This window comes from Pseudomonas sp. CFSAN084952, from assembly GCF_009648855.1.
GTDB lineage: Bacteria > Pseudomonadota > Gammaproteobacteria > Pseudomonadales > Pseudomonadaceae > Aquipseudomonas > Aquipseudomonas paracarnis.
Window position 1 is genome coordinate 2,685,208 of sequence record NZ_CP045767.1, and the last position, 21,907, is coordinate 2,707,114.

Annotated in this window: 23 protein-coding genes; 17 read left to right on the top strand and 6 right to left on the bottom strand. The window is 59.7% G+C overall.

What is annotated here, in order from left to right; translation table 11 throughout:
* Window positions 1-17 precede the first annotated feature (17 nt).
* The gene (locus tag GH769_RS12010; protein ID WP_032902928.1) at window positions 18-512 is read left to right on the top strand and encodes a PaaI family thioesterase; all 495 of its coding nucleotides are present in this window, start codon (window positions 18-20) and stop codon (window positions 510-512) included.
* A gap of 44 nt (window positions 513-556) precedes the next feature.
* The gene (gene yghX, locus GH769_RS12015; RefSeq protein WP_032902927.1) at window positions 557-1,444 is read left to right on the top strand and encodes a YghX family hydrolase; all 888 of its coding nucleotides are present in this window, start codon (window positions 557-559) and stop codon (window positions 1,442-1,444) included.
* A 153-nt stretch (window positions 1,445-1,597) separates the two neighbouring features.
* Here the strand turns inward: yghX and GH769_RS12020 are convergent, their stop codons facing one another.
* Entirely contained in the window at window positions 1,598-2,470 is an 873-nt protein-coding gene (locus tag GH769_RS12020) for a LysR family transcriptional regulator (RefSeq protein WP_032902926.1), read from the bottom strand.
* Between the two features lie 129 nt (window positions 2,471-2,599).
* On the opposite strand from GH769_RS12020, the gene ampC reads away from it, so the two are divergent.
* The 3 genes from ampC to GH769_RS12035 all read left to right on the top strand — a co-directional run bounded on the left by ampC (window position 2,600) and on the right by GH769_RS12035 (window position 4,940).
* Window positions 2,600-3,742 carry a class C beta-lactamase gene (gene ampC / locus GH769_RS12025; protein ID WP_014718658.1) on the top strand — a complete coding sequence of 381 codons (1,143 nt, stop codon included), beginning with the start codon at window positions 2,600-2,602 and terminating at the stop codon, window positions 3,740-3,742.
* 113 nt (window positions 3,743-3,855) lie between these two features.
* Window positions 3,856-4,419, top strand: a complete 564-nt coding sequence (pnuC, locus tag GH769_RS12030) for a nicotinamide riboside transporter PnuC (RefSeq protein ID WP_014718659.1) — start codon at window positions 3,856-3,858, stop codon at window positions 4,417-4,419.
* A complete protein-coding gene (locus GH769_RS12035; RefSeq protein WP_014718660.1) occupies window positions 4,416-4,940 on the top strand; it encodes an AAA family ATPase in 525 nt (174 codons plus the stop codon). The genes pnuC and GH769_RS12035 overlap by 4 nt, the downstream gene beginning before the upstream one ends.
* 121 nt (window positions 4,941-5,061) lie before the next feature.
* Here GH769_RS12035 and ggt read toward each other — a convergent pair whose 3' ends face one another.
* On the bottom strand, window positions 5,062-6,786 hold the full coding sequence (ggt, locus tag GH769_RS12040) for a gamma-glutamyltransferase (protein WP_032902925.1): 1,725 nt from the start codon (window positions 6,784-6,786) through the stop codon (window positions 5,062-5,064).
* Window positions 6,787-7,047: 261 nt separating this feature from the next.
* Here ggt and GH769_RS12045 point away from each other — a divergent pair, with 261 nt between their 5' ends.
* The 4 genes from GH769_RS12045 to GH769_RS12060 all read left to right on the top strand — a co-directional run bounded on the left by GH769_RS12045 (window position 7,048) and on the right by GH769_RS12060 (window position 11,623).
* Entirely contained in the window at window positions 7,048-9,063 is a 2,016-nt protein-coding gene (locus GH769_RS12045; RefSeq protein ID WP_256670320.1) for a M10 family metallopeptidase C-terminal domain-containing protein, read from the top strand.
* The gene (locus tag GH769_RS12050; RefSeq protein ID WP_020300742.1) at window positions 9,003-9,296 is read left to right on the top strand and encodes a transposase; all 294 of its coding nucleotides are present in this window, start codon (window positions 9,003-9,005) and stop codon (window positions 9,294-9,296) included. The genes GH769_RS12045 and GH769_RS12050 overlap by 61 nt, the downstream gene beginning before the upstream one ends.
* On the top strand, window positions 9,293-10,156 hold the full coding sequence (locus GH769_RS12055) for an IS3 family transposase (protein WP_020300743.1): 864 nt from the start codon (window positions 9,293-9,295) through the stop codon (window positions 10,154-10,156). Before GH769_RS12050 ends, GH769_RS12055 begins: the two co-directional genes overlap by 4 nt.
* 321 nt (window positions 10,157-10,477) lie before the next feature.
* Window positions 10,478-11,623 (top strand): MalY/PatB family protein, encoded by a 1,146-nt coding sequence (locus tag GH769_RS12060; RefSeq protein WP_032903947.1) that lies wholly within the window; start codon window positions 10,478-10,480, stop codon window positions 11,621-11,623.
* A gap of 57 nt (window positions 11,624-11,680) precedes the next feature.
* Here GH769_RS12060 and GH769_RS12065 read toward each other — a convergent pair whose 3' ends face one another.
* A complete protein-coding gene (locus GH769_RS12065; RefSeq protein ID WP_003173733.1) occupies window positions 11,681-11,896 on the bottom strand; it encodes a molybdopterin-binding protein in 216 nt (71 codons plus the stop codon).
* Between the two features lie 334 nt (window positions 11,897-12,230).
* On the opposite strand from GH769_RS12065, the gene GH769_RS12070 reads away from it, so the two are divergent.
* The 5 genes from GH769_RS12070 to GH769_RS12090 all read left to right on the top strand — a co-directional run bounded on the left by GH769_RS12070 (window position 12,231) and on the right by GH769_RS12090 (window position 17,076).
* Complete coding sequence (locus GH769_RS12070) at window positions 12,231-13,481, top strand: ribonucleotide-diphosphate reductase subunit beta (protein ID WP_108538341.1); 1,251 nt, start codon at window positions 12,231-12,233, stop codon at window positions 13,479-13,481.
* Between the two features lie 146 nt (window positions 13,482-13,627).
* A complete protein-coding gene (locus tag GH769_RS12075; protein WP_014718664.1) occupies window positions 13,628-14,116 on the top strand; it encodes a DUF1289 domain-containing protein in 489 nt (162 codons plus the stop codon).
* Window positions 14,117-14,401: 285 nt separating this feature from the next.
* Window positions 14,402-15,322: a class I SAM-dependent methyltransferase gene (locus tag GH769_RS12080; protein ID WP_020301142.1), complete on the top strand. Its 921-nt coding sequence runs from the start codon at window positions 14,402-14,404 to the stop codon at window positions 15,320-15,322.
* 148 nt (window positions 15,323-15,470) lie between these two features.
* Window positions 15,471-16,187 carry a phosphatidylcholine synthase gene (pcsA, locus tag GH769_RS12085; RefSeq protein ID WP_014718666.1) on the top strand — a complete coding sequence of 239 codons (717 nt, stop codon included), beginning with the start codon at window positions 15,471-15,473 and terminating at the stop codon, window positions 16,185-16,187.
* Between the two features lie 109 nt (window positions 16,188-16,296).
* Complete coding sequence (locus GH769_RS12090; protein ID WP_003191011.1) at window positions 16,297-17,076, top strand: TSUP family transporter; 780 nt, start codon at window positions 16,297-16,299, stop codon at window positions 17,074-17,076.
* Here GH769_RS12090 and nudC read toward each other — a convergent pair.
* Window positions 17,044-17,877, bottom strand: a complete 834-nt coding sequence (gene nudC / locus GH769_RS12095) for an NAD(+) diphosphatase (RefSeq protein WP_032901605.1) — start codon at window positions 17,875-17,877, stop codon at window positions 17,044-17,046. The two genes, GH769_RS12090 and nudC, sit on opposite strands and share 33 nt — an antisense overlap.
* Window positions 17,878-17,882: 5 nt before the next feature.
* Window positions 17,883-18,695, bottom strand: a complete 813-nt coding sequence (locus GH769_RS12100) for a crotonase/enoyl-CoA hydratase family protein (RefSeq protein WP_032901606.1) — start codon at window positions 18,693-18,695, stop codon at window positions 17,883-17,885.
* A gap of 184 nt (window positions 18,696-18,879) precedes the next feature.
* On the opposite strand from GH769_RS12100, the gene GH769_RS12105 reads away from it, so the two are divergent.
* The 3 genes from GH769_RS12105 to GH769_RS12115 all read left to right on the top strand — a co-directional run bounded on the left by GH769_RS12105 (window position 18,880) and on the right by GH769_RS12115 (window position 21,275).
* Complete coding sequence (locus GH769_RS12105; RefSeq protein WP_032901608.1) at window positions 18,880-19,434, top strand: UPF0149 family protein; 555 nt, start codon at window positions 18,880-18,882, stop codon at window positions 19,432-19,434.
* A gap of 133 nt (window positions 19,435-19,567) precedes the next feature.
* Window positions 19,568-20,824, top strand: coding sequence for a 3-phosphoshikimate 1-carboxyvinyltransferase (locus GH769_RS12110; protein WP_019816885.1), 1,257 nt, complete (start codon window positions 19,568-19,570; stop codon window positions 20,822-20,824).
* A 61-nt stretch (window positions 20,825-20,885) separates the two neighbouring features.
* Window positions 20,886-21,275, top strand: a complete 390-nt coding sequence (locus GH769_RS12115; protein WP_020301139.1) for a hypothetical protein — start codon at window positions 20,886-20,888, stop codon at window positions 21,273-21,275.
* Between the two features lies 1 nt (window position 21,276).
* Here the strand turns inward: GH769_RS12115 and GH769_RS12120 are convergent, their stop codons facing one another.
* A complete protein-coding gene (locus tag GH769_RS12120; RefSeq protein ID WP_032901611.1) occupies window positions 21,277-21,876 on the bottom strand; it encodes an NAD(P)H-dependent oxidoreductase in 600 nt (199 codons plus the stop codon).
* Window positions 21,877-21,907: the final 31 nt, after the last annotated feature.

The window sequence follows — 21,907 nt, forward strand, 5'->3', positions numbered from 1 at the left end:
AACAACAAGGACTCTGCATGCACAGCGTTTCTCTCCAGGACACCACGGCGCCGGAAGGCATATGCTACGGCTGCGGCAGCAGCAACCCCCATGGCCTGCACATCAAGAGCCGCTGGGATGACGATGGCGTGCACGTCATTGCCGAGCACCAACCCGAGGCCAAATACAGCGGCTGGCCAGACCTGGTCTACGGTGGCCTGATCGCCATGCTGGTGGACTGCCATTCCAACTGGACCGCCATGGCCTACCACTACCGCGCCGAACAGCGTGAACCCGGCAGCCTGCCGCGCATCGACTGCGTCACCGGCAACCTGGGGATCAAATTCATCAAGCCCACGCCCATGGGCGTGCCCCTGGTCCTGCGGGCTCGGGTCGAAGGCGAAATCGGCCGCAAAAGCCGTGTGGTCTGCGAAGTGTATGCAGGCAGCGTGCTCACCGCCGTCGGCGACTCGGTGTTCGTGCGCGTCGACACCGGGCAACTGGCCGCCGCTGCCCATGGCCGCGAGGTTTGATCCTGGTCTACAGTGACGGCAACCGCTAATCGAGGACTGCACCGATGACTCGTCTGACCGCGAAAGACTTTGCTCCCGAACTGCTGGAACTCTACGACGGCTATGCCCACGGCAAGATCAACCGCCGCGAATTTCTCGACCGCGCCGCGCTGTTCACCCTCGGTGGCCTCACCGCTTCGGCATTGCTCGCGGCCCTGAGCCCCAATTACGCCCTGGCCGAACAGGTGAAATTCACCGACCCGGATATTGTCGCCGACTACATCACCTACCCCTCGCCCAAAGGCAACGGCACCGTGCGCGGCTATCTGGTACGCCCAGCCAAGGCCGCAGGCAAACTGCCAGCCGTGGTGGTGGTGCATGAAAACCGGGGCCTGAACCCTTATATCGAAGACGTCGCCCGACGCCTGGCCAAGGCCGGCTTTATCGCCTTGGCCCCGGACGGCCTGACCTCGGTGGGCGGCTACCCTGGCAATGATGAAAAAGGCGTGGCACTGCAACAGACCGTCGACCCGACCAAACTGATGAACGACTTTTTCGCCGCCATCGAATGGCTGATGCACCACGACAGCAGCACGGGCAAAGTCGGCATCACCGGGTTCTGTTATGGCGGTGGCGTGACCAATGCAGCGGCGGTGGCCTACCCGGAACTGGGCGCGGCAGTGTCTTTCTACGGGCGCCAACCCGACGCCAAGGACGTGCCGCGCATCAAGGCGCCGATCCTGTTGCATTTCGGTGAACTGGATACGCGCATCAATGAAGGCTGGCCGGCGTATGAACAGGCATTGAAGGCCGCGGGGACGAGGTATGAGGCGTTTATCTACAAGGGCGCCAATCACGGCTTCCATAATGATTCGACACCGCGCTATGACGAAGCAGCGGCGAACCTTGCCTGGGAACGCACCCTGGGATGGTTCCGCCAATACCTCGCCTAGCCAAGCGCTGACGGTGGGAGCGGGCTTGCCCGCGAAGGCAGTGTGTCAGTCGCTGCACCTGTGACTGCACAACCGCTTTCGCAGGCAAGCCAGCTGCCACCTTTGATCTTCATTGCTTTGGGCATTGCGTTCGCTAGACTGATCGGCGTCAGCTCAGGCAACACTCGCCTGTAACCACCCTTTGAACGCCACCATCGCGGGTGTCTCAGCCCGCGACTGCAAGCGCGTCAACCAATAGCTGCCGGTGGTGATCCCCATCTCGAACGGCTGGCGGATCACATCGTTCTCCAATTGCCGCGAAAACATACGAGCTGGCGCCAGTGCCACGCCGGCACCTTGCAGCGCGGCCTCCATCATTGCCAGCGAGGAGTCGAACACCACGCTGCGCGGCACCCGGGTATCGCTGGGCAAACCGGCGGCCTGGAACCACAGGTTCCACTCATCGGCACGGTAGGAACGCAGCAAGGTATGCTTCAACACGTCAGCCGGGCTGCGCAGTTGTTCGGCAATCTGCGGCACGCACAACACCGTCAACGGTGCCTCAAGCAAAGGGCACGCATCGGTGCCGTGCCACGCGCCGGCGCCAAAGCGGATGGCATAATCCAGGCCCTCGGCGGCGACATCCACGCGGTTGTTGTGGGTGGACAAGCGCAAGTCGATCAACGGGTAGCGGCTATGAAAATCCGCCAGGCGTGGCAGCAACCAGCCCACCGCAAAGGTACCGACCGCCCCCACCGTCAGGACTTCACGGTAATGGCCGCCTTCAAACTGATCCAAGGTCAGGGCGATACAGTCGAAGGCGTCACGCAGCACGGGCAGCAGGGATTCGCCTTCGCTGGTGAGCATCAAGCCCCGAGGCAGGCGCTTGAACAGCGTGACGTTGAGTTGCGCTTCGAGACTTTTGACCTGATGACTGACTGCCGCTTGGGTCACGCACAGCTCAATGGCCGCACGGGTAAAGCTCAAATGGCGCGCCGACGCTTCGAAGGCGCGCAAGGCATTGAGCGGCAGGTGGGAACGCAGCATGACATGACCCAAATTTTTCTAATGGCTGGTGCGAGATATCATCGTTTGCCCACGTCGGGAAATCCACCTACATTTGCCACGCCTGCGCAGGCCACCATCGCCACTGCCTTATTTACATGGAAGCGAACCATGAAACACACCCTGAAAAAATATGCGGTTTCAGCCCTGTTGCTGGGCGCCGGCAGCTGCATGGCCGCCACCGACATGCGCCAGGTCGTGGACAGCCACGTCACCCCTCTGATGAAACAGCAAGGCATCCCGGGCCTGACGGTCGCGGTCGTCCAGCACGGCAAAGTGCAATACTTTAACTACGGCGTCGCCGCCAAAGACACCCAGGCACCCGTCACTGAAAACACCCTGTTCGAAATCGGCTCAGTGAGCAAAACCTTCAACGCCACCCTCGGCGGGTATGCCCAGGCCATCGGCAAGCTCAAGCTGTCGGACATGACCAGCCAACATCTGCCCGTTTTGGCTGGCAGCGCGTTCGATCGCATCAGCCTGCTGCAACTGGCCACCTATACCGCCGGCGGCCTGACGCTGCAGTTTCCGGATGCCGCCGACAGTGCAACCACCATGATGGATTATTTCCGGCAGTGGAAACCCACTTACGCACCGGGGGAACAACGCCTGTATTCCAACCCCAGCATTGGCCTGTTCGGTTACGTGACCGCAAAAAGCCTGGGCCAGCCGTTCACCGTCGCCATGGAAAAAACCCTGCTGCCCAAGCTGGGCTTGACCAATACCTACACTCGCGTCCCCGCCGACAAGGCCGGCCAGTACGCCCAGGGCTATGACAGCCAGCAGAAGCCGGTACGTGTCAACCCCGGCGCCCTGGACTTCGAAGCCTATGGCCTCAAGAGCAGCAGCCAGGACCTGGCCCGCTACGTGATCGCGAACATGCACCCGCAAACCCTGGAGCAACCGGTGCAGCAGGCCCTTGCCACCACTCACGCCGGCTACTACACCGTCAACGGCATGACCCAGGGCCTGGGCTGGGAACGCTACCCCTACCCCATCGCCCTGCAAGCGTTGCTTGACGGCAACTCCACACCGATGGCGATGGAGCCGCACAAGGTTAACTGGCTCAAACCCGCCCAGCCGCAGCCCGCCAACGTGCTCTACAACAAAACCGGCTCCACCGGCGGCTTTGGCGCTTATGTGGCGTATGTACCCAGCAAGGACATGGGTGTGGTAATCCTCGCCAACAAGAACTACCCGAATGCCGAACGGGTGAAAGTGGCTTATGCGATCTTGAGTGCAATGGATAACTGAAGCCGGTATACCCCGATGGGCGGGGGCTTGCCTTAGTGTCGGTGGTGCACGTTTGAAGATCGCTGGGCTCTAGGTACAATCACCGCCCTCTCCCACTCCCCCAAGGATCCGCCATGTCCGGGCTTGAACTGTTTGCCGCCGCCCTGGGGGTGATCGCCGTTTGGCTAACGGTCAAACAAAACCCCTGGTGCTGGCCCATCGGCCTGGTGATGGTGCTGCTCTACACCTGGGTTTTCTTTGAGGTCAAGCTCTACTCCGACATGCTCCTGCAATTGGTCTATGCGGCCTTGCAGGTCTACGGCTGGTGGCAGTGGACCCGCGCCGGCGAGGTCAAGCAGGGCCGCCAGGTCACTAGCCTGGGCGTGCCGGCGATCATGGCCAGCCTGGCTGTTGGCGCCGTCGGCAGCCTGTTGCTGGGTGCCGCCATGGCCCACTGGACCGACGCCGCCCAGCCCTGGCTGGACGCCGCGCTCACCGGTTTCAGCCTGGTGGCGCAGATGTGGATGGCGCAAAAACGTGTGCAGTGCTGGGCATTATGGATCGTGGTCGATGTGATCTTCGTCGGCCTGTTCCTTTACAAAGGCCTCTACCTCACCGCCGCGCTCTACGCGCTGTTTACCGTGATTGCCGTGCAAGGTTGGCGCGAGTGGCGCGCCGACCCGGCGTTGCGCACATGAAAGTGGTGGTATTGGCGGGCCCCGAATCCAGCGGCAAGAGCTGGCTGGCGGCGCAGTTGCACGCGCACTTCGGCGGGTTGATGGTGGGGGAATATGTGCGGTACTTCATCGATCAGCATCAGCGCGACACCACCCTGGCGGATATCCCGGCCATCGCCGAAGGCCAGTTGGCCTGGGAGGATGCCGCCCGCGCCAAATGCCCCGCGTTGCTGATCCTCGACACCCACCTGCTGACCAACAAACTCTGGAGCCAGACCCTGTTCGGCGATTACCCCGGCTGGCTTGATGACGAACTCCTGGCGCGGCATTACGACCTGCACCTGCTGCTCTCCCCCGAAGACGTGGAATGGAGTGCTGACGGCCAGCGCTGCCAGCCGGAACTGGCGGATCGCCGGGCGTTTTTTCAGGCCAGCCTGGAGTGGATGCAGGAGCATCGACAGCCACGGGTGGTGATTGGTGGAGACTGGGAACAACGGCGCCAGGCGGCATTTGCCGCAGTAACCCAGCTGCTCAAGCCCTGACACACTGCCCCCTGTGGGAGCGGGCTTGCTCGCGAATGCTCTGTATCAGCTAGCACATGCATAGACTGACCCACCGCTTTCGCGGGCAAGCCCGCTCCCACATTTTTTACCGTACCAGGCTTCAGTAGCCCAACGACAACCCCGTATTGCGTCGCGGGTCATTGGCCCCATAGAAGCGGTTGTTACCCACCGGCTTGCCATCCAGAGAAGGCGCACCGACCAGGATCGCGGCCAAATGGTTGGCATCTTGGGGACCTGCAAACTTATGGCCCCAGCTCTCGAGAATCTTCTGGGTATCCGGGCTCACGGCAAACGTCTCAAGGTTGGTGGTCTCAGGCATCCACTGCTGGTGGAAACGCGGCGCGTCCACGGCTTCCTGGATATTCATCTTGTAGTCGATGACATTCAGGATGGTCAGCAAAGTCGCAGTGATGATGCGACTGCCCCCCGGTGTACCGACCACCATCACCGCCTTGCCGTCCTTGGTGACGATGGTCGGGCTCATCGACGACAGCGGCGCCTTGCCCGGTGCGATGGCGTTGGCTTCGCCCTGCACCAGCCCATACATATTCGGTACGCCGACCTTGACGGTGAAGTCGTCCATTTCATCGTTGAGGATCACCCCGGTCTTGCTCGCCATCACCCCGGCGCCAAACCAGTCGTTGAGGGTATAGGTCACCGAGACCGCGTTGCCCCATTGGTCGACGATGGAATAGTGGGTGGTGTTATTGCCTTCATGGGGCGATACACCTGGCTTGATCGCCTGGGAGTCACCGGCCTTCTGCGGTTCGATCGCCGCGCGCAGCTTGGCCGCGTAGTTTTTGTCCAGCAGGTGCTCAATGGGGTTCTTCACGAAGTCCGGGTCGCCGAGATAGCTGTTGCGGTCCACGTAGGCGTGGCGCATCGCTTCGATCTGGTAGTGCAGGCCCTGGGCCGAGTGATAGCCCAGATCGGCCATCGGGTAGCCTTCGAGGATATTCATGATCTGGCAGATCACCACACCGCCCGAGCTGGGTGGCGGCGCCGAGACCACATGGTAGCCACGGTAGTCGCACTCGATGGGGGCCAGTTCGCGGGTTTTGTAGGCGTCGAGGTCAGCCTGGGTGATGATGCCTTTGCCGGCCTGGCTGGAATCCACCACCGCCTTGGCGACCCAGCCTTTATAGAAACCGTCGGTGCCCTTGGCCGAGATTTCCTTGAGGGTCTTGGCCAGGTCCTTCTGCACCAGCTTCTGGCCTACCTGCATCGGCTCGCCGTTATGCAGGAAGATGCCACGCATATCCTGGTCTTTTTCGAACTCACCGGTGGCGGTGTGCAACAGGTCGATATCGCCCTGCTCCAGCTCAAAGCCGTTTTCCGCCAGCTTGATCGCCGGGGCAATCACTTGGGCGCGCTTGAGGGTGCCGTATTTGCTCAGGGCCAGCTCCATGCCGGACACCGTGCCCGGTACGCCGACCGCCAAATGGCCTTTGGCGCTGAGGCCTTCGACCACATTGCCGGCCTTGTCGAGGTACATGTCAGCCGTCGCCGCCAACGGGGCTTTTTCGCGGAAGTCGAGGAAGGTCTTGCGCCCGTCCGCCAGTTGCACGGTCATGAAGCCACCGCCGCCCAGATTGCCCGCCGCCGGGTACACCACCGCCAGCGCATAACCTACCGCCACCGCCGCATCGACCGCGTTGCCGCCGGCCTTGAGCACATCGACACCCACATGGGTTGCCAGGTGCTGGGCCGTGACCACCATACCATTTTCACCCGCAACCGGGGCCTGGGAAGCTGCATGCACCCCGTTGATCGTTACTACCAGCGCGGTAGCAATCAAGGTGTGACTCAAGGGTTGGTATTTCATCCATGGCTACTCTGATTATTGAGATGCACCAAAATAGCCCTCGCCTGACTAAATCCCCAGCGCGATGGCGCTTTTGACACAGAATTTGTCGGTCATGGGACACACTCGCCCTATTGGCCGCTATTTCACAGGCATGCAGCTTGAACACGCCAACATACTGCAATACAGAGTCAGTTTTCATCTAGCCATTGAATTAGGTACTTTGCGTCTGCCACCCCTATGTAAACACTCCCACTATTAACATTACATTGAGAAACAATCATGTCAGCGATCCCGCGCGTTCGGCCTAACTTTCTTCGCGACCACTCTGAATATTCAGCGCCCCCCGCGCAACTTCAGTCGACTGCAAACAACTCAGTTGCCTCTTCACTTTCAGATAAAGTCGCAAAAAACCTGACGCGAAATAATTACAAAATCAAAGACAAAAATAACGACGGCAAAATTGACGTTTCCTACAAATTCTTCAACTCGAATGACCCCGACACGAATTGGCTCAAGAATGGGGGGGCCCTCGAGCTCAGCGAGGCCAGAAAAAAAGCCTTCAGAAGTTCAATGCAGGCCTGGGAGGATGTGGTAAAAGTCAAGTTTACCGAGCATGCCAAGAATACGGATGCTTCCTTTGTGCTTCACGCCAACAGCGGTGTAGGGGGCTATGCGGTCTACCCAAATGATCAAGGGAGTCTTCAGAACATAGGCATTGGTACAGGAGATAGCAGATTCCCCTTGAACGCTTCAATGATTCACGAACTGGGCCATGGTTTGGGGCTTCAACATCCGGAAGGTAACTATCCGGAGAATAGCAAAACCCATACTGCCATGAGCTATAACACACCTTGGTACCGTCCGGCGACCAATGGCGTCAGCGTCTCTGACGCCACCTCAACGCCAATGATGCATGATATCGAAGCGATTCAGCGTCTCTACGAACCCAACTATGAAACTCGTAAAGGCGATACAACTTACGGATTCAACTCAAACGCAGAACGCGACTACTACAGTTTAAAGTCTTCCGATGACATGGTAGCTTTTTGTATCTGGGATGGCGGTGGCAATGACACACTGGATTTCTCCGGATATAAACAGAACCAGAGAATTAACCTTAATGCCCAGGCACTCTCGGACGTGGGCGGCCGGCGCGGTAATGTGTCCATTGCCAAAGGCGTCGTTATGGAAAATGCCATTGGCGGCTCAGGAAATGACGTACTGATCGGCAATCAGGCTAACAATCATATAACCGGGGGAGCCGGGGCCGACAACCTCACAGGAGGTGGTGGTGAAGATACATTTGTATACAGCAAAGCCAGCGACACCTCTGCCAGCAAACCGGACACCATCACTGACTTCACCAGCGGCGTCGATAAAATTGACCTAGTTAACGTCCTTAAAGAGGCCGGCATCCGCCAGCCAGACATAGTCAGCAAATTGACCGGCCGTAAAGGTGAACTGGTATTGGCGTACGATGACACTATCAAGATGTACACGTTAACGCTGGACGTGAGCGGAGGTACCACGTCTGCGTTTAAGATTTTGAGTAAACATCCCATAAAGTCCGAAGACCTTATTACGTCTGCCGATACAGCGCCAACGCCACAGCCCAAGCCTGACCCTACCCCAGCACCCGAGCCGCAGCCAACCCCACGCCCGACACCTGAGCCAAAGCCCCAACCATGTCCCAAGCCTGCGCCTCAGCCTGAAAGCAGCCCTACCGATACCGTCTATGGATTCAACTCCAACAGCGGCAAAGCAGGTACGTCTCTTACGTCACCTTGCGATAAGCCGCACTTTACTGTCGCAGACAAAGCAGGCAACGACACGTTTGACTTCTCTGCCTTCTGCCAAAACCAGCGAATTGATCTCACGCCCGGCGCAAGCTCGGATATCGGGGGCCTGAAGGGCAATATCAGTATCGCAACTGACACCGTCATCGAGAATGCAATTGGCGGTAATGGCGCTGACCGTATTACCGGCAATAGCGCTGACAACGTACTGGTGGGTGCCGCCGGGGCCGACAAATTGATGGGCAACGGCGGTTTCAACACGTTCAAGTACCGCGCCGCCGCGGACTCGCTCCGTGATAGCGCCGACCTGCTAGTGGATTTCACTACAGGCAAAGACACAATCGACCTGAGCGAAATGAGCGCAAAAGAAGGTGTGGGCCTGTCCCGTGACAACGGACGCCAAGAAGCGATACTTAAATCGTTCTCTTGGAGGTTGCCATGTATCCATCCACTCGCCGTAACTACACCGATGAGTTCAAGACTCAAGCGGTTGCGTTAGCTGAAAGCGTTGGCAGAACCGAAGCTGCCCGCCAGCTAGAGATGTCCGTCAAAACGCTCGATAACTGGGTGAACGCCACGCGCAAGGGTCAACCGTTGAGCTCGCCCGAGCGCAAGCCCATCACTAAGGAGGACAGCGAGCTTGCCCGCCTGCGAGCCGAGGTTGCCGAGCTAAAAATGGAGCGTGAAATCCTAAAAAAGGCGGCGGTATTCTTCGCCAGAGAGTCCAGGTGAGATACGCCTTCGTCGCTGCTGAACGGACTCAATACCCGGTACGTATGTTGTGCCGGGTGATGGAAGTCTCAACTTCAGGTTTCTACGATTACACGCACAGGCAGCCTCGCCCTGATCCTGACGCTCAGATTCGCATTGAGTTGCGCAGCGTCTATGCGGCCAGTCGACACACCTACGGTCGGCCACGGTTGGTCGCAGCCTTACGCCAGAAATCGTATGCAGTGGGCCACAAGCGAGTCAGCCGGTTGATGCAGGAGGAGGGTATTCACGGCAAGTCCAAACGCGGTTTCAGGCCCTGTACCACTGACAGCAACCATTACTTGCCGGTCGCGAACAATGTGGTGGCGCGGCAGTTTGCCATCGATAACCCCACTCCGACTTGGGTCAGTGATATCACCTATCTCCCAACCAGAGAGGGTTGGCTGTATCTGGCCGTAGTGTTGAGCATCCAGACCCGCCAGATCTTGGGCTACAGCTTGTCAGACCGCATGCCAGATGGCCTGGTGGAAAGTGCGTTTCTGAATGCCTGGAGCGCCTGTTCTGGCACTAGCGGAGCAGTATTTCACTCCGATCAGGGCCGTCAGTACGCAAGCAGTAAGTTCCGTCTAGCGTTAGCTAAGAAGGACTTCAAACAGAGCATGAGTCGAAAGGGAAATTGCTGGGATAACGCAGTGGCGGAGAGTTTTTTCGCTACGCTGAAAAGAGAGGAGGCTTTTGGGGTCTACCCCACCAAAAAACAGGCACAGCTATCGATCGCCAGCTATGTGCATGGGTTTTACAACAGCAGTCGACTGCACTCAGCTCTGGGGTATCGTTCTCCGAACGAATATGCAAAGAGCTTGAGGCAGAAGACTGGATAACCAGCTTCATGGCGTACGCTGCCGGGGGACAGGCCCAGTGTCACCCTTAACTATGTCAGCCAGTACAGCGGCCGGGCTGGCGACACTATCCTCGTGCGAAACCCTGCCACTAACAGGTACTTTCTGGGTATTGATCTGACCGGGGATCGCAAGACCGACTTCTTGATCAAAAGCACCCGGCCAATCAGCAGTGAGGATGTGATCGGCCTTAATTTGCCGGTAGGCACCTATCTCTGAAGGCGTGAGCAACATCGTGCATTAAAGCAAATGACGCTAGAATCGGCGCCATTCTTTTACCGCCGCCCTGATACGAGCCTGTCCATGAGCTTTGATTTCGAAACCATCCACCCACGCTTCGATACCGGCAGTACCAAGTGGAGCCGTTACCCGAAAGATGTTCTGCCGATGTGGATCGCTGACATGGACATCGCCGCGCCGCCCGCCATCTTGCAAGCCCTGCACGCGCGGCTCGACCAGCAGATTCTCGGCTACAGCGTGGCCGGCCCGGACGTGCGCGACGCCATCGTCGCTGACCTGTGGGCCAAGTACGCCTGGCGCGTACAGCCCGAAGAACTGCTGTTCCTGCCTGGCGTCGAGCCTGGCTTCAATATGGCCCTGCACGCCTTCGTCCAGCCTGGCCAGGCGGTGGTGCTGCAAACCCCCAACTATCGGCCGATTCGCCTGGCGCCCGGCAACTGGAACCTGCCACGCATCGAGGTGCCGTTCGAGCAAGTCAACGGCGAGTTCCTCACGCCCCTGCCCGCGATGCGCCAAGCCCTAAACGGGGCCGGAGCCCTGTTGCTGAGCAACCCGCACAACCCCATCGGCAAAGTGTTTCCCCGTGGAGAGCTGATGGCAGTGGCCAATGCCTGCCTGGAAACCGGCGCATTGATCATCAGCGACGAAATCCACGCCGAGCTGTGCTTTGACGGCCGCCGCCACATCCCCACCGCCAGCCTCAGCCCAGAGATTGCCCAGCGCACCATCACGCTGATGTCGGCGAGCAAGGCGTATAACGTGGCCGGCCTGAAGACCTGCTTCGCCGTGATCCAGAACGCCGAGGTGCGCGAGCGTTTCAATCAGGCGCGCTGCGGCATGGTCGACAGCGTCAGCCCTCTGGGCCTGGAAGCCACCCGCGCCGCCTACAGCGAATGCACCGACTGGCTCAGCGCGCTGGTGCAGTACCTGCAAGCCAACCGCGACTACCTGCTTGACGCGGTAAAAACCCGCCTGCCCGGCGTGGTGATGCATGCACCACAGGGCACCTTCCTGGCGTGGCTCGATTGCAGCGCTCTTGGCCTGGATGACCCACAGCAGTTTTTCCTTGAGCAGGCCAAGGTCGGCCTGAGCGCGGGGATCGAATTTGGTGATGACAGCCAACAGTTCGTGCGCCTGAACTTCGGTTGCCCACGATTGATGCTGGAGGAAGGCGTCGAACGCATGGAGATCTGCTTGCAAAACCGCTGACTTCGGTCGCAGTTGCACGGGAAGAGAACGCGCCTCTTCCCGGGCTGTTTTGTCCACTCACAACTTGGCGATGGACACTTCCGTCGATTTCACAAAGGCAATCACTTCGCTGCCCACCTTCAATTCCAGGTCACGCACCGAGCGCGTGGTGATCACCGACGTCACAATGCCCGACGCGGTCTGCACATCGATTTCCGACACCACTTCCCCCAGCAGAATCTCCTTGATCACGCCTTTGAACTGGTTGCGCACGTTGATCGCTTTGATGGTCATGTCGGCTTTCCTTTTGGCTGTTGGGTCAATCCGCACGAATGCGCAGGCCCTCAAAATGCGCCGCCGGATAAAATATTAAAAGGAATAAATACCTATTTATTTATTCGATAATGATATATCGAAAAATTATGTGTCGTGCCCAGCAGCGACCTATGACCGCACATCTTGTGCGTTGACCAACTTTGTTACACCCCATATAGTGTGCCTACAAACAGATCAGACCACTACATAGTGTGCAGCGCCGGTATTTTACCGATCACACTACGCGCAGTATTTCAATGCCTTGTAGCCTGCAAAAACATTTATTTTTCGAGTACCAGGAAGGAGTATTTCCATGCTGAGTTGGGATGAAGTCGACAACGAAGACACCGGTGCAGCGGTGATCAAAGGCGCCAACGCCGGCCACGCCACCGAAGCCAACATGGACCGCCTCGACGGTGCCGGCGCCGCTGCCGCCGTGGAAGCCCGCGCCGTCACCGCCAACGACTCCGCCGCCATCGTGCGCGCCAAGGCCGCCCTGGACAAACTCGACGTCGCCGAAGGCCTCGCCGAGCTGGAAGGTGCCTCCGCCCGCGTCGCCGTTGATGAAAAGCGCATGATCAACTGCCGCGCCGACCTCAACCAACTCGTGCCATTCAAGTACGACTGGGCCTGGCAGAAGTACCTCGACGGCTGCGCCAACCACTGGATGCCGCAAGAGGTCAACATGACCGCCGACATCGCCCTGTGGAAAAACCCCGAAGGCCTGACCGACGACGAGCGCCGCATCGTCATGCGCAACCTGGGCTTTTTCTCCACCGCCGACTCCCTGGTAGCCAACAACCTGGTGCTGGCCGTGTACCGCCTGATCACCAACCCGGAGTGCCGCCAGTACATCCTGCGCCAGGCCTTCGAAGAAGCGATCCACACCCACGCCTACCAGTACTGCATCGAATCGCTGGCCATGGATGAAGGCGAGATCTTCAACATGTACCACGAGATTCCATCGGTGGCCAAAAAGGCCGCCTGGGGCCTGAAGTACACCCGCTCGATCTCCGATCCGAAGTTCGAAACCGGCACCGTCGACACCGACAAGGAACTGCTGCGCAACCTGGTCGCCTACTACTGCGTACTGGAAGGCATCTTCTTCTACTGCGGCTTCACCCAGATCCTGTCCATGGGCCGCCGCAACAAAATGACCGGCGTGGCCGAGCAGTTCCAGTACATCCTGCGCGATGAGTCGATGCACCTGAACTTCGGTATCGACGTGATCAACCAGATCAAAATCGAAAACCCACACCTGTGGGATACCGAGATGAAGGAAGAAGCGACCCAGATGATTCTGCAGGGTACGCAGCTGGAGATCGAATACGCTCGCGACACCATGCCGCGTGGGGTGCTGGGCATGAACGCGGCGATGATGGAGGATTACCTCAAGTTCATCGCGAACCGCCGCCTGTCGCAGATCGGCTTGAAGGAAGAGTACCCAGGCACCACCAACCCGTTCCCGTGGATGAGCGAGATCATGGACTTGAAGAAAGAGAAAAACTTCTTCGAGACCCGTGTGATTGAGTATCAGACTGGCGGCGCGTTGAGCTGGGACTAATCAACACGAACCAAAAAATGTGGGAGCGGGCTTGCCCGCGATAGCGGTGTATCAGTCACGGATGTACCCACTGACACACAGCTATCGCGGGCAAGCCAGCTCCCACATTGGCTATTGTGATCCATAGACTTTGCAAGTAAGCCTTTATGCCCAACCACACCATTAAAACCCCCTGCGTCGGGCTGTGTTCCACCGTCTACGGTGACCTGGTCTGTCGGGGCTGCAAGCGTTATCACCACGAGGTGATCCAGTGGAATGGCTATAACGCCGAGGAAAAACAGGCGGTGTGGCTGCGCCTGGAACAACTGCTGGTGCAGGTGATGGCCAGCAAGCTGGAAGTGTTCGACCCGCACTGCCTGCGACAGCAGCTGGAAGCGCGCAAGATTCGTTTTATGCCGCACCAGTCGCCGTATTGCTGGGCATACCAGTTGATTGCGCGCGGAGCGCGGGTGATTTCCAAGCTGGATGCCTATGGGTTGACGCTGTTACCGGAGTTTCGCGAACGCCACCTGGCGGATTTGCGCGATGCGATAGATCGAGAGTTCTTTTTGCTGTCCGAGGCACATTACGAACGCTATATCGCCCCTGTTTTCTTGAAAGAGTCATTCGGGCCGGCGCTGATTGCCACGCGCTGACCCAAATCGCAAACACTGCGGGAACGCGGTAAAGCGCTGGACCTGTGGCGAGGGAGCTTGCTCCCGTAACGGCCCTGACAGCCGACGATGATCCAACTCACGCTCCGCGATCCAAAGTAGATAAGCGTCGACTATCAGGCCGTCATCGCAGGCAAGCCAGCTCCCACAGTTGGATGCCGGGGCTTCAGGTAGATAGGGGTCGGCTGTCAGGCCGCCTTCACAGGCAAGCCAGTTCCCACACAATTGTGTTTAAAATGCCGCCCGCCCGATGACTGACGCTTAACGATGAACCCAGACGCACTCTCTACCCTGCACGCCCACTTGCTCACTGCCCTGGCTGACGCGCCCGCGGAAACCCGGCGCCTGTTCCATGGCCGTGGCCGTTGCTGGCCGGGCCTGGAACAACTGACGGTGGACTGGCTGCAAGGGGTGGTGCTGGTTGCTTTGTTCAAAGAAACCGAGCACCTGGATGCCCTGAAGCACACGCTGTTGCAGATCGAGTGGAGCCGTTTCGGCGTGCACACCGTGGCCCTGCAACACCGCTACCTGCCGCAAAGCACCACCGAATGGCTGGTGGGCGACGCCATCGACGAACTGACCATCACCGAGGGCGGCCTGCGCTACCTGATCGACCTGGGTAAAAAACAGAACAGTGGGTTGTTCCTGGACATGCGTTACGGGCGCAACTGGGTGCGCGAACAGGCCCAGGGCCAGCGCGTGCTGAATTTGTTTGCCTATACCTGCGGTTTTTCCGTGGCCGCCATCGAAGGCGGCGCCGACCATGTGGTGAACCTGGATATGGCCCGTGGTGCCCTCAGCCGTGGCCGCGACAACCATCGTTTGAATGGGCACGACCTGAGCCGGGTGAGTTTCCTGGGCCACGACCTGTTCAAGTCCTGGGCCAAGGTGACGAACAACGGTCCTTATGACCTGGTGATCATCGACCCGCCCTCCTTCCAGAAAGGCAGTTTCCTGCTGACCAAGGATTACCAGCGCGTGCTGCGCCGCCTGCCGGACTTGCTCAGTGCCCACGGCACCGTACTGGCATGCATGAACGATCCGGCCTTCGGCGAAGATTTCCTGATCGACGGCGTGACCCGCGAAGCACCGGGCCTGCGGTTTGTACAGCGGCTGGAAAACCCACCGGAATTTCCTGACATTGATCCGCAGAGTGGACTAAAGGCACTGGTGTTCCGTCAGGGCTGATGCCGAAACATCCTACGCTTGCTACGCTAACGGATACGCCGGGCGGTGAACCTTATCCTCCCCTTCCCGGTCGATACCTGCATTCCCTGGCCAGACTCGACGGCGCTACGTCGTCGGCTGCCCCGTTTGACCTTTTGGAGAACCGCCCGTGATATCGACCCTGCATGTAGCCAGACTCAAAGCCTGGGGCGCCCACGGCTTTACCGCCACCGGTGTGGTACTGGCCTTTTTGGCCACCCTGGCGCTGCTGGAAAACTCCCCCAAGGCTTGCCTGCTGTGGCTGGGCCTGGCACTGGTGGTGGATGGCGTCGACGGCTCGCTGGCGCGACGGGTGAATGTCAGCACGGTGCTGCCCAGCTTTGACGGCTCGGTGCTCGACCTGGTGATCGACTACCTCACCTACGTGTTCATTCCTGCCCTGTTTATCTACCGCTACATCGACCTGCCCGAGTTCACCCACCTGTTTGCGGTGTCGGTGATCCTGGTGTCGTCGCTGTTCTGCTTTTGCAATGTGAACATGAAGAGCAAGGACAACTACTTCGTCGGCTTCCCTGCCGCCTGGAACGTCGTTGCCCTGTGCGTCTATATCATCCAGCCGGATGCCTGGGTCACCTTGCTGACCGTGATCGGCCTGGCGCTGTTGACCGTGACGCCGATGAAGTTCCTGCACCCGTTCCGGGTCAAGCGTTTCATGCCGATCAACATCGCGGTGACCACTATCTGGCTGCTGTGCAGCTTCCTGATGGTGGTGGATTACCCGAATACCAACCCTTGGACATTTGGCTTGTGGTCGCTGATGTCGGCGTACTTCCTGGGTATCTGCATCTGGCGCACGGCCGTGGAATGGCTGGGCGCGCACAAATAACCAGGCGGGCCCGGTAAAAGATGTGGGAGAGGCTTGCCACCTCCCACATTTGAGTCACATCGCAGTAAGATGCTGGCCTTCTGCGGCCCTCCAACAATAAGCCCTGCCCATGCCCTTCGAACTCAGCGTAGACCTCACCACCCTGGCCATCCTGGCCGTTGTCGCTTTTATCGCCGGTTTTATCGACGCCATCGCCGGCGGTGGCGGTTTGTTGACCACCCCGGCCCTGCTCACCGCCGGTATGCCGCCGCATCTGGTGCTGGGCACCAACAAGCTCAGCTCCACCTTCGGCTCGGCCACCGCCAGTTTTACCTTCTACCGCCGCAAGCTGTTCCACCCACGCCAATGGGTGCACGCCATTGTCGGTACCTTGATCGGTGCACTGACCGGCGCGGTCGTCGCTCATTACTTGCCTGCCGAAACCCTGAACAAGATGCTCCCGGTGATCGTCTTCGCCTGCGGTGTGTACCTGCTGTTCGGGGGCACGCCCAAGGCGCCACTGGATGCCGAGGCACCGATCAAAAAGAAATGGCAAGCCACCCAGGGCTTTGGCCTGGGCTTTTACGATGGCGTGGCCGGGCCCGGCACGGGGGCGTTCTGGACGGTCAGCACGATGCTGCTGCACCCCATCGATCTGGTGAAGGCCAGCGGCGTGGCGCGCAGCATGAACTTCGTCAGCAACGCCGCGGCGCTGACGGTGTTCATCATCAATGGGTCGGTGGACTGGATCGTCGGACTGGCGATGGGTGTGTCGGTGATGTGTGGCGCGTTCTTTGGCGCACGCAGCGCGATCAGCGGCGGCGCCAAATTCATCCGCCCAGTGTTTATCACCGTGGTGCTGGGCCTGACCGTGCGCCTAGCCTGGCAGCACTGGTTCAGCGTGGCCTAGGCGGCGGGCCACGTAGAGGTCGATCAGGTAACGCGCAATCGAGCGTGACGCCGGCAACGGCGGCAGCTCGTGGATATTGAACCACTGCGCGTCCTCGATCTCGTCGGCCTGGGGCACGATATCGCCACCGGCGTATTCGGCGTGAAAGCCCAGCATCATCGAGTGAGGGAACGGCCAGCATTGGCTGCCCATGTACTGGATGTTCTTGACCTCCAACTGCACCTCTTCGCGCACTTCACGGATCAGGCAGTCTTCGGCGGACTCACCCGGCTCGGCAAAACCGGCCAGGGTGCTGTAGACCCCCGTGACGAAACGCGGCGAGCGCGCCAGCAGGATGTCATCGCCACGAGTCACCAGCACGATCATGCTTGGCGAGATGCGTGGATAGCTGCGCAGGTCGCAGGCCTGGCAATACATCGCCCGCTCCCGCGGCACCTGTACCATCGCCTGGCCGCAACTGCCACAAAAACGGTGCTCCCGCGCCCAGGTGCCGATCTGCGCGGCGTAGCCCAGCACCTTGTACAGGGTGTGATCACCTTGCAGCATAAAGCCGCGCAAGCCTTGCCAACTGCACCCTGGCACCTCTGCCGACGCGTTGAGTTCCAACAGGTACACCGGCTCGCCATCGAGGTGGCCGATGCCGTGTTCGGCAAACACCGACAGGTCCTGGCGCTTGAGCCATTCGCGCGGGAACAGCGGGCCGTTGGTATCGTGTAAAAAGCCTTCGCGGCTGCGGGCGACGGCCCAGCCGCCGGGGGCGTCGTTGTCCAGCAGCGTTGTGGTAATCCAGCCTGGGGTCATGTCAGTCAATCCACGAATTCGGGTTTCTGCTTACTCATATGGGCCGCGATGGCCACGCGCAGGTCGTTGGATTGCAACATAGCCGAGTTCCAGGTGGCAACGTATTCCAGGCCGTCATTGACTGTGTGGTCACGCATGTAGCTGATCATGGCCTTGGTGCCAGTCACGGCAATCGGCGACTTGGCGGCGATTTGCTGGGCCAGGTCCATGACACCCGCCAGCAGGCTTTGCTGATCGGCAAACACGCGATTGACCAGGCCGATGCTGCGCGCTTCTTCAGCGCCAAATTGACGACCGGTATAGGCCAGTTCACGCAGCATGCCATCGCCGATAATGCGCGGCAGGCGTTGCAAGGTGCCGACGTCAGCGGCCATGCCGATGTCGATTTCCTTGATCGAGAATTGCGCGTCCTCGGCCGCATAGCGCATGTCGCACGCGCTGATCAGGTCGATGGCACCGCCAATGCAGTAGCCCTGGATCGCCGCCAGCACGGGCTTGCGGCAAGTGTCCACGGCGTTGAACGAAGCTTGCAGCTCGAGAATCTTGCGGCGCAGCAGGCGCGCATTGCGACCCACGTCCTTGCCAAAATCATTGGCGATCGAGGCCAGCATCATCAGGTCGATGCCCGAGGAAAAGTGCTTGCCCGCCCCGCTGAGCACCACGGCACGCACGGCGTCGGTCTCGTCGACCCATTGGAAGATGTCGATGATTTCGGTCCAGAACGCCGCGTTCATGGCGTTGATCTTTTCCGGGCGATTGATCTGCACATGGGCAACGTTGCCACTGAGTTCGACAACGAAGGCTTGGTATTCGGACATGGCAGTGATCCCTGACTGGCGATTGAGAAAGGCCAGACTATATCAAGGGTGCGCCACGGCGCATCGGCCAAAAACGGGACTGGCCACGGTGAAGGAAAAGACGCTGGATAAAACCCGATGCACAGGCCATCCTTTGTGCTTTAAGCCGCGCTGTGCGCGGCGCTCGACGTTTTAAGGATATGCCATGCACGCCCAACCTCTCGCTCCCGCCGATTTCGAATTCATTGACGCCACCTTGCTCAAATACGGCGAAGACCACTCGGTGCTGAACATGGCCGAACTCGACGGTTATTTCACCGCCCTGGTTTCCAGCCCGGCCAAGGTGGATGTGTCCGAGTGGTTCCCGGCGATCTGGGGCGGGCAAAACCCTGAATGGGACAACATGGACGAGGCCCAGGCTTTTCTCGAGCTGTGTGTACGCCATATGAATACCCTGGCCGCGCAATTGGCCACTGACTCCCAGGCATTCAAAGCCCGTTTCGATGAAACCGAACATCAAGGCCAGGCGGTGACCCTTGCCGAGGAATGGTGCTTTGGTTATGTGCGCGGCGTGACAATCGCCAACTGGCCGCCATTGCCCGCTGTACAAGCCGGGCAACTGGAGCGGATTTCCTGCTGCGCCGAACAGGACAATTTCGAACTGCCGGCGGATCTGGATATAAACGCCCATCAACTGCAGGTCAGCGAAATCGAACCGGCTGCACGGGCGCTGCATGACTACTGGTTGAGCCAGCGTTAAGGCAGTAGGAGCGCATGCCAATAAATCACGCAGATCACCCACTCACTCGACAAGCATGGCGTGTTTGCCTGATGATTCGGGTCCGCACGTCGGCCACTCCACGCCACCTTGCCTTGACCAGGAGCCTTGTACCTTGAGTTCGCAGAAAACCGTGACCGTTACACCGCCCAACTTCCCCCTCACTGGCAAGGTCGCGCCCCCCGGCTCCAAATCCATTACCAACCGTGCGCTGTTGCTGGCGGCACTGGCCAAGGGCACCAGCCGTTTGAGCGGTGCGCTCAAAAGTGATGACACGCGCCACATGTCGGTCGCCCTGCGGCAGATGGGCGTCACCATCGACGAGCCGGACGACACCACCTTTGTCGTCACCAGCCAAGGCTCGCTGCAATTGCCGGCCCAGCCGTTGTTCCTCGGCAACGCCGGCACCGCCATGCGCTTTCTCACGGCTGCCGTCGCCACCGTGCAAGGCACTGTGGTACTGGACGGTGACGAGTACATGCAAAAACGCCCCATCGGCCCGCTGCTGGCCACCCTGGGCCAGAACGGCATCCAGGTCGACAGCCCCACCGGTTGCCCACCGGTAACCGTGCACGGCGCGGGCAAGGTCCAGGCCAGGCGTTTTGAGATTGACGCAGGTTTGTCCAGCCAGTACGTATCGGCCCTGCTGATGCTGGCGGCGTGCGGCGAAGCGCCGATTGAAGTGGCGCTGACCGGCAAGGACATTGGCGCCCGTGGCTACGTGGACCTGACCCTCGATTGCATGCGTGCGTTCGGGGCCCAGGTCGACGCCGTGGACGACACCACCTGGCGCGTGGCCCCCACCGGCTATACCGCCCATGACTACCTGATCGAACCCGACGCTTCCGCCGCCACTTACCTGTGGGCCGCAGAAGTACTGACCGGTGGCCGTATCGATATTGGTGTAGCCCCACAGGACTTCACCCAGCCCGACGCCAAGGCCCAGGCCGTGATCGCGCAATTCCCGAACATGCAGGCCACGGTGGTGGGTTCACAAATGCAGGATGCGATCCCGACCCTGGCGGTGCTCGCCGCGTTCAACAACACCCCGGTGCGCTTCACTGAACTGGCGAACCTGCGCGTCAAGGAATGTGACCGCGTGCAGGCGCTGCACGATGGCCTCAACGAAATTCGCCCGGGCCTGGCGACCATCGAGGGTGATGACTTGCTGGTTGCCAGCGACCCCGCTTTGGCTGGCACCGCCTGCACCGCACTGATCGACACCCACGCCGACCATCGCATCGCCATGTGCTTTGCCCTGGCCGGGCTGAAAGTCTCGGGCATTCGCATCCAAGACCCGGACTGCGTAGCCAAGACCTACCCTGACTACTGGAAAGCGCTGGCCAGCCTGGGCGTTCACTTGAGCTACTGACACACAAACCTGTAGGGGCGAGCAAGCTCGCTCCTACAACTGAACCTTGCCGGGAGCGTCAATGACCCTTCGCCAACCCTGCCCACCCGGCGCCTGTGTCTGCAACCGTGAACAACTGCTGGAAGCTCCCGGCGCTGATCTGCGCATTCTGCAACTGACGCGCCAGCAGGAAAAAATCCTGCTGGCGCGCCTGGAGAACCTCAAGAGCCTGCAAGACCTCGAACACTTGCAACAGCGGATGTACGACCAACTCGGCATCCGCGTCCACATCGCGCCCGGGCATACCGAGGTCAAAAGCATGCGCGGGATCCAGATCGTCATCGACGAACTGCCGGGCATGTGCCGCAAGACTCGCCAGTCGATCCCCGCCTCCATTCGCCGCGGCCTGGAGAAAAAACCAGAGATTGCCTACCGCTTGCTGGACGCCCACGACCTGTTTCGCGACGCTTGAATTATCCCGCGACGGCCTCACGCTCAAACAACCCCTGCCCCACCGCCCGGGCCTTGTGCAAATGCGCCTGGGCCGTGCCGTTTTCCGAGTCCAGCAACAACTGCGAGGTAAGTACCCGCGCCCCGCAATAATCAAAGATGCCGTAGTCGATCTGGGTATTCATGGCCTTGGCATAACCGTGTCGCTCAAAGGCACTGTCATCAGCCCCACCCAGGGCCAGCAGATGCACCTGCAAATGCCTTAGTTTCTTCTGCACCGGTGTATCGGGGCCGTAATCAATCGCCCAGCCATTGACGAATACGCGGTCGACCCAACCCTTGAGCAATGCCGGCATTGACCACCAGTAGATGGGGAATGCCAGCACCAGCGCGTCGGCGCGATCGATGCGGGCCTGCTCGGCCACCACGTCGGCTGGCGGCGTCGCCCGAGTACGGTGCACCCGATGGTCGGCCGCGCTGTAGCGTGGGTCGAACCCTTCAGCGGCAAGGTCGGCTATTTCAAAGGTGTGGCCAGAGGCGCTCAAGCCCGCGCCCACCTCGGCGGCCACGCTATGGGTGAGGGATTGCGGGTCGTGATGGGCAACAACGATCAGTGCGTGCATGACTTTGACTCCGTTTCGGCTTAATCTACTT